General features: G+C 65.8%; 9 protein-coding genes. 8 read left to right on the forward strand and 1 reads right to left on the reverse strand.

Features of this window, described 5'->3' with window-relative positions:
* On the reverse strand, window positions 1–145 hold a 145-nt coding region (locus WC729_RS07115; RefSeq protein ID WP_372853276.1), incomplete at its 3' end, for a 1-deoxy-D-xylulose-5-phosphate synthase N-terminal domain-containing protein.
* Window positions 146–810: 665 nt separating this feature from the next.
* Here WC729_RS07115 and WC729_RS07120 point away from each other — a divergent pair.
* The 8 genes from WC729_RS07120 (at window position 811) to WC729_RS07155 (ending at window position 9313) form a co-directional block, all read left to right on the forward strand.
* Window positions 811–1293, forward strand: a complete 483-nt coding sequence (locus WC729_RS07120; protein ID WP_372851035.1) for an RNA polymerase sigma factor — start codon at window positions 811–813, stop codon at window positions 1291–1293.
* Window positions 1290–2264, forward strand: coding sequence for a FecR family protein (locus WC729_RS07125; protein ID WP_372851037.1), 975 nt, complete (start codon window positions 1290–1292; stop codon window positions 2262–2264). Before WC729_RS07120 ends, WC729_RS07125 begins: the two co-directional genes overlap by 4 nt.
* 361 nt (window positions 2265–2625) lie before the next feature.
* Window positions 2626–4266 (forward strand): ShlB/FhaC/HecB family hemolysin secretion/activation protein, encoded by a 1641-nt coding sequence (locus tag WC729_RS07130; RefSeq protein WP_372851039.1) that lies wholly within the window; start codon window positions 2626–2628, stop codon window positions 4264–4266.
* Between the two features lie 34 nt (window positions 4267–4300).
* Window positions 4301–6085, forward strand: a complete 1785-nt coding sequence (locus tag WC729_RS07135; RefSeq protein WP_372851041.1) for a DUF2341 domain-containing protein — start codon at window positions 4301–4303, stop codon at window positions 6083–6085.
* 9 nt (window positions 6086–6094) lie between these two features.
* A complete protein-coding gene (locus tag WC729_RS07140) occupies window positions 6095–6502 on the forward strand; it encodes an ExbD/TolR family protein (protein ID WP_372851043.1) in 408 nt (135 codons plus the stop codon).
* Between the two features lie 6 nt (window positions 6503–6508).
* Window positions 6509–7204 carry an energy transducer TonB gene (locus tag WC729_RS07145; RefSeq protein ID WP_372851045.1) on the forward strand — a complete coding sequence of 232 codons (696 nt, stop codon included), beginning with the start codon at window positions 6509–6511 and terminating at the stop codon, window positions 7202–7204.
* Window positions 7205–7235: 31 nt separating this feature from the next.
* Window positions 7236–8783, forward strand: coding sequence for a putative porin (locus tag WC729_RS07150; protein ID WP_372851047.1), 1548 nt, complete (start codon window positions 7236–7238; stop codon window positions 8781–8783).
* A gap of 11 nt (window positions 8784–8794) precedes the next feature.
* Window positions 8795–9313 carry a hypothetical protein gene (locus WC729_RS07155; RefSeq protein ID WP_372851049.1) on the forward strand — a complete coding sequence of 173 codons (519 nt, stop codon included), beginning with the start codon at window positions 8795–8797 and terminating at the stop codon, window positions 9311–9313.

The raw sequence follows: 9313 nt of genomic DNA on the forward strand, positions 1-9313 counted from the left end.
GGTGACCGCCCGTCACCCCCACCGCCGCAATCGTCTCGGCGCGGAGCTCGTCCGCCAACTGCCGAAGCTTCGCCGCAGGTAGGGCCCTCAGATCGGCGGGCGTGTGCACCGTGTCCAGCAACGGCGTCTTGAAATCAGGATTCATATAAAACCGGATCTCCTCATCCCTCCTTCCTAATCGAAGCGACCGCGCGCGCAACGCAAGACGTCACTCTGTGACAAGAATCGGACGCAACGGCTGCTCCCGGTATCGCTTCCGCCTGGCGATTCGGGTCGCCCCACCCTTTCGGGAGCATTGACAATCCGGTCAGATTTCGGAGTTCGCACACGAGCGGTTTTGGCACGGCGACTCGGTCGCCGACACGCCTGACCGCGGCCAAATGCTTGTGGAGTAGGAATGATGTTGCGCTGGGAGCGAGAGCAAAGCCTCGACAATGCCGAACGGGCATTCAGCGGTGACCTATGCGTCGGAATGATCGGTCCACTGGGCCACGCCCCCGGCGCATGGTGGTATACGCTCGATGGTGTCGTCATGAACCGACTGACACGATGCGACGGTCACGTCACGAGTGCGGGTGAAGCCCGGACCGAAGTGGAAAAAGGGTGGAGCAGATGGTGCGCCGCAGCCGCCCTGGCCCCGCGCTCCGGATCGCCCACCGGCTGAGCTGGGTGCGCGCAATTGCTCAATCGAAGCGCAAGCCCACCTCTTGCCGCCACGTCCAGACGATAGGGTGATGGCTTCCCACCCCGGGCACTTCTTGATAGCAGGCGCGCCTCGGCGGTCCCTGTCCGAGCGGGAGTGCGCGTCACGTGCGGTCGATCCGGGATAGCATCTCGCGACTGAAGCAAACACTCGTGCGGCGCGGGGTGTCGGTGCACGACGCGGAGGATTTCGTGCAGGAAGCATATCTGCGGCTCGAGGAACGCGCCCGCGACGGCACGGTGGTCGAGCATCCCGAAGGCTATATCGTCCGCGCCGCGCTCAACATCGCGATCGATTCCTCGCGGCACCATCGCCGCTGGCAGACCGCCGATACGCCGGTCGAGGAACTGGGCCTCACAGATGAATCGCCATTGCCTGATGAGGTTCTGGCCTCCCGCAGACGTCTATCTCATTTGAGTGCCGGATTCGAGGCGCTCGACTCGGTGACGCGGGCGATCGTCGTCGCCAAGAAGATGGAAGGGTTGAAGGTCGCGGAGATAGCGGAGCGTCAGGGACTGAGCGTGAGCGCCGTCGAGAAACGGCTCGCCCGCGGCATGGTGTTCCTGATGGCCTGGATGGAAGAACGATGACGAGCGGAACGGCCAGCATGGCAGCGGAGGACGCACGCGCGGTTGCAGCGGCAGAGTGGCTGGCGCGGCGCGTGCTCGGCGAGTCCGCGCGCGACGAGGGCTTTTCCGACTGGGTCGGGGCGGATCCGGCGAACCAGGGCGCCTATGGCCGCGCGGAAGCGATCTGGGCCGATCTCGATTCGGTCGTCCGCGCGCCGCGCGCCAGCGCCAATGTGGTCCCGCTTCACCCCGCGGCCCAGGCAAGGCGGCGCCCGGCCTGGCTGGCGCCCACCATGGCGATCGCCGCGACCTTGCTGCTCTGTCTGGTCAGCGTGCTGTCGCTGCGCCGCGACGGCCAGACTTTCGATACGCGTGTGGGCGAGCGGCGGGTCATCGTGCTCGAGGATGAGTCGCGCGTCACGCTCAACACCGACACGCGCATCGCGGTCGCTTTCGACAAGACGGATCGCGTTATCCGGCTCGAACGGGGCGAGGCGCTGTTCAATGTCGCGCATGATGCTGGCCGGCCCTTCTTCGTCCGCGCAGATGGCGGCGAGGTGCGCGCGATCGGCACGCGCTTCATGGTGCGCCGCGACGGCGCACGGCTTGCGGTAACTCTGCTCGAGGGCAAGGTCGCGGTGCGCAAGGATGCGCTTGCGCCCATCCTGCTCGAACCCGGCGACCGGGTGGTGCTCGGCTCCGATGCGGTCGCGCTGCGCGATCGTCCGCAGATCGACACGGTCACTGCCTGGCAGCGCGGCGAGCTGATCCTGCGCCACACGCCGGTCGCCGAGGCCGTGCGCGAGATGAACCGGTACAGCCAGTTACGCATCGAACTGGAGGCGCCCCGCGCTTCCCAGGCCCGGCTGACCGGCGTGTACAAGCTTGGTCACAGCACGGAATTCGCCCGCACGCTCAGTGCCTTGTACGGCCTGCCGCTGCGCGAGCGCGGCGACTCGCTGACGCTTGGTGAGCGCCCGCAAAAAAATTGATGCGAATCGGTGCGGTTTCCGCCGCGCCGGTCGTCTACTTCGATAGGCACGATAAAAACAGCGATACGGCGCGGTTGCGGCGTAGGCGAGAAATGTCGCGTCAGAGAATTACGACGACTGCAAGTTGTACTTCGAGTCACCTCGAAGTCGAAAAGTCATAAATAAAAGAATAGATCTCCCGTACCATTTCGGCATGTTTTGCCGAAGTGGCAATTGGTGTTAAACTGTCCATAAGTTAGTCTAAGTACTGGAAATTTTCTCTGAAGAATTACGCAAGATTGTCACAATAGCGACCTAGTTGACCCTGACATCGAGTCGAAGAACAGCGCTCAAGCGGTTCGGGGACGGGGGAATGCTTCACGTGAGACGTCTTTGCGGCGCGGCCGGCATCATTGCCGCCGTCAATCTGGTTCACGGGTCGTCCGCATGGGCGCAGCAGGCGACTGGCGAAAAGCCGGCGGTGCAGGCCGATGCCGGCGCGGCGCCCGCTGCCGACGATGGGCAGCCGCAGCGTCTGATCGACATCATGAACTATCGGATCGAGGGCAACAGCGTGCTCGATCGCCGCTCGGTCGAACGCGCGGTGCTGCCCTATCTCGGCCCGCAACGCAGCACCGGCGATGTCGAGCTGGCCCGCGCGGCGCTTGAAAAGGCCTATCGCGATGCCGGTTACGAGACAGTCGCGGTCGAGATTCCCGAACAGGAAGTTCGCAAGGGCATCGTCCGGCTGAACGTCACCGAGCTGCGCGTCGGCCGGCTGCGCGTCACCAATGCCCGCTGGTATTCGCCCGAGGACATCAAGGACCGCGCGCCGTCGCTCGCCGAGGGAAGCGTGCCGAACTACAAGGCAGTGGCGCAGGAGATCGCCGCGCTCAACAAGTCGCAGGAGCGCACGATCACGCCGGCTCTGCGCGCCGGCGATACGCCCGGCACGGTGGACGTCGATCTCGACGTCGACGATCGCATGCCCTTTCACGGCAGCCTCGAGATCAACGACCGCACCAGCGCCCGTACCAAGCGGCTGCGCGCCAGCGCTTCGGTCCGTTACGCCAATCTGTTCCAGCGCGATCACAGCCTGAGCCTGCAGGGCCAGTTCGCGCCCGAGGATCCCGGCCAGTCCTGGGTCGTGTCGGGCTCCTATGTCGCGCCGATCGCCGGCACGCCCTTCACGCTGGTCGCGTACGGCGTGCATTCCAACAGTGATGTGGCTGCGATCGGCGGCATCAACGTGCTCGGCAGCGGCGACATTGCCGGCATCCGCGGCATCTATAATTTCCAGAGCAGCGACACGCTGTTCCACACGATCACGCTCGGCGCGGACTACAAGTCGTTCGGCGAGAATCTGCTGCTGGGCGACAATACGGCGAAGACGCCGATCGATTACATCCCGCTGACCCTGCAATATGCCTTGGCCCAGCGGACCAAGAACACCGATCTGGACTTCAACGTCTCGCTCAATTTCGGCCTTCGCGGGCTCGATGCGGACGATATCGAATTCCAGCTCAAGCGCTCGGGCGCCAGCGCCAGCTATGCCTATCTGCGCGCCGATTTCGATTATCTGTGGCGCCTGCCGCATGATTTCCGGTTCAACCTGAAGCTCGCCGGCCAGATCTCCGGCCAGCCGCTGATCTCCAACGAGCAGTTCGGTGCCGGCGGCCTCGACAGCGTGCGCGGCTATTATGAGAGCCAGGAACTGGGCGACGATGGTTATTCGTTCCAGGTCGACGCGATCTCGCCGTCGCTGCTCGGCGACACCAAGGGTCGCCACGAGCTGCGGCTGTTCGCCTTTGTCGACGGTGCATTGGTCCGGGTCAACGAGCCGCTCGATCCGAGCACTGCCAGCGCGTCGCTGATGAGCGTCGGCGGCGGCATCAACGCGCGCTTCTTCAACCGCTTCAATGCGAGCGGCCTGCTTGCCGTACCGCTGCGCCGGCGCAGCACGACACTCATCGATTTCAACAACAACGTCCGAGCCCAGTTCCGGGTCTGGGCCGATTTCTGACTTTTTGATCAATCGTTTCGGGGGAGCAATCACCGTGAAGAAGAAGCTGCTGGCCTTGGCGTTCCTGTTCCTGCTCGGCATGCCGGGCATGGCGAACGCCTGGTGGAACAAGGATTGGGCGGAACGCCGCAAAGTAACCCTGGACGCAAGCGTGCTGCGCGGTGTCGATGGGTCGACGGCGCGGGTGCCGGTGCTGATCCGGCTGCACAGCGGCGTGCTGGATTTCAGCAAGGTCCGCAAGGACGGCGCCGATCTCCGCTTCGTCGCGGGTGACGACAAGACCCCGCTCGCCTTCCATATCGAGCGCTTCGATCCTGCCGCCGAGCTTGCGCTGGTGTGGGTCGACGTACCGCAGGTCGCCGCCGGCCAGCGCCAGGAGATCTGGCTCTACTATGGCAGCGCCAATGCGAAGCCGGTGGCCGATCCCGCTGCGAGCTATGATGGCGAGCAGAGCCTGGTCTATCATTTCAGCGACGGCGCGCTTCCGGCGGATTCGACCGCGAACCGCAACAACGCGACCGCCTTTACCGGTCAGCCGACCGTCGAGGGGCTGATCGCGGGCGGTGCACGCTTCGCACCGGCCAGCCAGCTCCAGGTGGCGCCGAGCCAGTCGCTCGCGATCGCCGCCAATGGCCGTGCGACCGCGTCCTTCTGGATCAAGCTCGCCAATGAGGCGCCTGCACAGGATGCTGCGGTCTATACCAAGCTCGGTGCCGGCCAGTCGCGGCTGGTCGTCGGCCTGCGCGCCGGCGTTCCTTACATCCGCGTCGTCGATGCGGCAGGGGCGGTGCGCGAGGCATCCTCGACCGCACCGCTCGCGGGCGGCCAATGGGCCCATGTCGCGATCAGCGCGGGGCAGACGCTGGCGCTTTATGTCGACGGCACGGCGGTTGCGACCCTGCCGGGCGGCCTGCCCGAGCTTGGCGGCGGCGAGATGATCGGCGCAAACGACCAGCAGGCGGGCTTTGCCGGCGATGTCGACGAGTTCGGCCGCGCCAATGTCGATCGCTCGGCCTCGGCTATGGCGATCGCCGCGCAGAGCCAGGGCCGTACGGCGACCTTCGCGCAAGTCGCGAACGAGCCCGAGGAAGCCGGGTCGGAATCGACCAATTATCTCGGCGTGCTCTTCCGTGCGCTGACCCCGGACGCCTGGGTGGTGATCGGCCTGCTCGCGGTCATGCTGGTGCTGTCCTGGGTGGTGATGATCTCCAAGGGCCTGACGCTCTCGCGCATCCGCAAGGCCAATACCGGCTTCCTCGCTGCCTATCAGAAGGCAAACGATGGCCGGGGTGCGCATGACGGCCTTGCCGATACCGATGTGGCCCGCTGGTCGGGCGACAGCTCGCTGGCCCGCCTCTTCTCGATCGGCAGGCGCGAAGTGAACAATCGCCAGGCCGAACAGGGCACGAGCCGCTTTGCGCTGGCGCCCCAGTCGGTCGCGGCGATCCGCTCGGCGCTCGATGCCGGCATGGCCCGCGAGGGACAACTGCTGCACCGCCGGCTGGTGCTGCTGACGATCGCCATCTCGGGCGGCCCGTTCATCGGCCTGCTCGGCACGGTGCTCGGCGTGATGATCACCTTCGCCGCGGTTGCCGCGGCAGGCGACGTCAACATCAACGCGATCGCCCCGGGTATCGCCGCGGCACTGCTCGCGACGGTTGCCGGCCTCGCGGTCGCGATCCCGGCGCTGTTCGGCTACAATTACCTTCTCTCGCAGGTCGACGAGGTTGCCACCGACAATCTGATCTTCGTCGACGAGCTCGAGAAGCGCCTGGCCGAGACCTATCGCCCCGCCCCCACCCTCATGGCTGCTGAATAGGGGGCGATCGTGCAGGTAACGTCCAAGAAGAAGCCGTACGACGAGATCAACATCACGCCGATGCTCGACCTAGCGTATGTGCTGCTCGTCATCTTCATCATCATGACCACCGCTGCGGTGCAGGGGATCAAGGTCAACGTGCCCAAGGCGAGCTCCTCGGTGAGCCTCGCCAAGCCGACCACCAAGGCGATCACGGTCGACCAGAACGGCCAGATCTACCTGGATACCTATCCGGTCTCGCTCGACGAGCTGGAATCGCAGCTGCGGTCGTTCAAGGCGGTGACGCCCGACTTCCCGGTGGTGGTGAAGGGCGACCGGGTCACTCAGTTCGGCCGGGTCACCGAAGTGCTCGACGTGTGCGGCCGGGTGGGCATCTCCCAGCTCGGCATCGTCACCGAGCGCGTGAAGAAGGGCTGAGCCGTCATGGCCGCATCCCTTCCCCAGCCGCAGCGGTTCGACTGGCGGCTCGCGGCGATCGTCACCGGCGTGGTGCTGGTGCTCGGCCTGCTTGCCTGGCTGCTCTGGCCGACGGGCAACACGCCGATGCGGCAGCGGGTGATCCAGGAGATCACGCTGGTGCAGCCACCGCCTCCGCCGCCGCCCGAGCCCGAAGAGAAGATCATGGAGGAAGAGGAGATCGTCCAGCCGACGGACAAGCCTCAGGAGCAGAAGGACGTCGAGCCGCCCAAGGACGAGCCGACCAACGACAAGCCGGTCGAGCAGGCGAGCGAGCCTTCGGGTCTCGACAAGCCGGCCGACACTGGATCGGACAGTTTCCGCCTCGCGGCGGGTGGTGGCGGCGGCCTGTTCGGGCGCGGCGGCGGTGGCGGCGGCAGCGGTGATGGCGGCTGGGGTGCCTATGTCGAAACGCATGTGCGGCGCGCCCTCCGGCTCGATCCGCGGACGCGCTCGGCGCAGGGTTCGCTCCGGGTGACGCTCAACATCGAGCCGTCGGGCCGGATCAGCGGGGCGGCGCTCCGCTCGAGCACCGGCAACGCCGACCTCGATGCCGCGATCCGCAACGTCCTCTCGTCCCTGCCCCCGCTTGCCCGGGGCCGGCCCACGGCGATCGGCGGGCTCACCTACACGACCATCGACATGAAACGGATCAGCGGCTGACCCCGCCCATCAGGACCAAAGGAATACCCTCATGTTCGCACGCAAGCTTGCCCTGCTGACGGGAGCCTCGCTCCTTACAGTATTGCCGACGGCCGCTCAGGCCCAGGCCAGCGACGATATCGGCGTCGAAATTCTCCAGCTCCTGGTCGATGAGGGCATCGTCCCCGCCGCCAAGGCGCAGGACCTGCTCGCCCGCGCCAAAAGCGCCGCGGAGCTGCGCAAGCAGCGCGAGGCACCGTCGACCTCGCAGACGATCGACGTCGGGTACGTGCCGCAGACGGTGCGCGACGAGATCAAGGAGGAAGTCCGCAAGGAGCTGACCGAGGATGCGAAGAAGCAGCGCTGGATCGCCCCCGATATCCTGCCCGGCTGGCTCGACCGCATCAGCCTCTCGGGCGATTTCCGGCTGCGTCACCAGTCCGAATTCTATGCCGACGGCAATTTCAACCAGTTCCCCGACATCAACGCGATCAACGCGGCGGGCGGGGTGAATAACACCAGCTTCCCGCTGCTCAATTCGACGGTCGATCGCAAGCGCATCCAGTACCGGGCGCGGATCGGCGTCGACGCGCAGCTTTCGAAGCATGTCCGCGTCGGCTTCCGGGTCGCCTCGGGCGACGACAATGGCCCGGTCTCGACCGATGCCACCTTCGGCGATTATTTCCGCAAGGACGGCCTGTATATCGACCGCGCCTTCATCAGCGTGAAGCCGGTCGACCAGCTCGAGCTGACCGGCGGGCGCATGCCCAACCCGTTCGTCTCGACCGACCTGGTCTGGGATCAGGACATCAATCCGGAAGGCGTCGCGCTTTCCGCGCATTATGATTTCGGCGACGACCTGATGGGCCTGACGGTGTTCGGCACCGGCGGCGCTTTCCCGCTGCAGGAACGCGGCGGCGGCAAGGCCAATCGCTGGCTCTATGCCGGTCAGGCCGGCTTCTCGGTCGCGCCCGCGGACGATGTCGCCATCAAGCTCGCCGGCGCCTATTACGACTTCCAGAACGTTCAGGGCGAGAAGGACAAGCCGGCGTCGCGCGCCAATGATTTCACCGCGCCGCCGTTCCTGGCCAAGGGCAACTCGATCTTCAACATCCGCAATGACGGGCTGACCTCGCTCGCCGGCCTCGCCTCGCGCTTCGAGCTGCTCGATGTGACGGGCAGCCTGAGCTATACCGGCTTCGGCCCGATCAGGGTCGCGCTGACCGGCGACTATGTGCGCAACCTCGGCTATAACCGCGCCGAGATCGCCGCGCGCCGCATCGGCGAGCCGGGCAGCGTCCCCTCGGGCAATACCGGCTTCCAGGCGCGGCTCGACGTCGGCCATCCCGATCTGACCAAGTTCGGCGACTGGCAGGTCTCCGCCGCGTACAAGCGGATCGAGACCGACGCCGTGCTCGACATCTTCACCGACAATGATTTCGGGTTCGGCGGCACTGACGTCGAGGGATACATCCTGCGCGGGTCGCTGGGCGTCTACAAGAACACCGCGCTCGGCTTCTCCTGGTACAGCACCAAATCGATCGAACGCGCGCCGTTCGACATCGACGTGCTCCAGCTCGATCTCACCGCGAAATTCTAGGAGCCGCCCCGATGCTGATCCCGATCATGATCGCGGCTGCCTTGCAGGCCGCGGTTCCCGTCCCCCAGGCGGAATCCCCCGCCGGCGCCGCGCCCGTTGCCGCGCCCGAAACGCCAGCTGCCGAGATCGCGCGGCTGCGTGCTGAAAATGCCGAGCTCACCGTCCGGATCGCGCGCGCCGACATGATCGCCGACAATGCCCGCCAGCAGGTCGAGACGCTGCGGGACGAGGCGAAGCTGAAGGACGAACTGCTCGTCCTCGGCCGCAACCGCAATGCCGATCTCTACAAGCTCGGGTCCGAGATCCTCGATCAGTATCAGCACAAGGGGCTGGGCAAGGTCATTTCGGGCAATGAGCCGTTCCTCCAGACCAGCCGGGTCAAGCTCGAGAATCTCGTGCAGGACTATGAGGACAAGCTTCGCGCCGCGCGCTTCACCGAGACGACGCTGCCGCCCAGCGTGGAGGAGCGCATGAAGCGCGATCTCCAGAAACCTGCCGGGGAAACCCCCGCCGCGACCCCGCAAAACTGA

The organism is Sphingomonas sp., from assembly GCF_041661825.1.
Lineage (GTDB): Bacteria > Pseudomonadota > Alphaproteobacteria > Sphingomonadales > Sphingomonadaceae > Sphingomonas.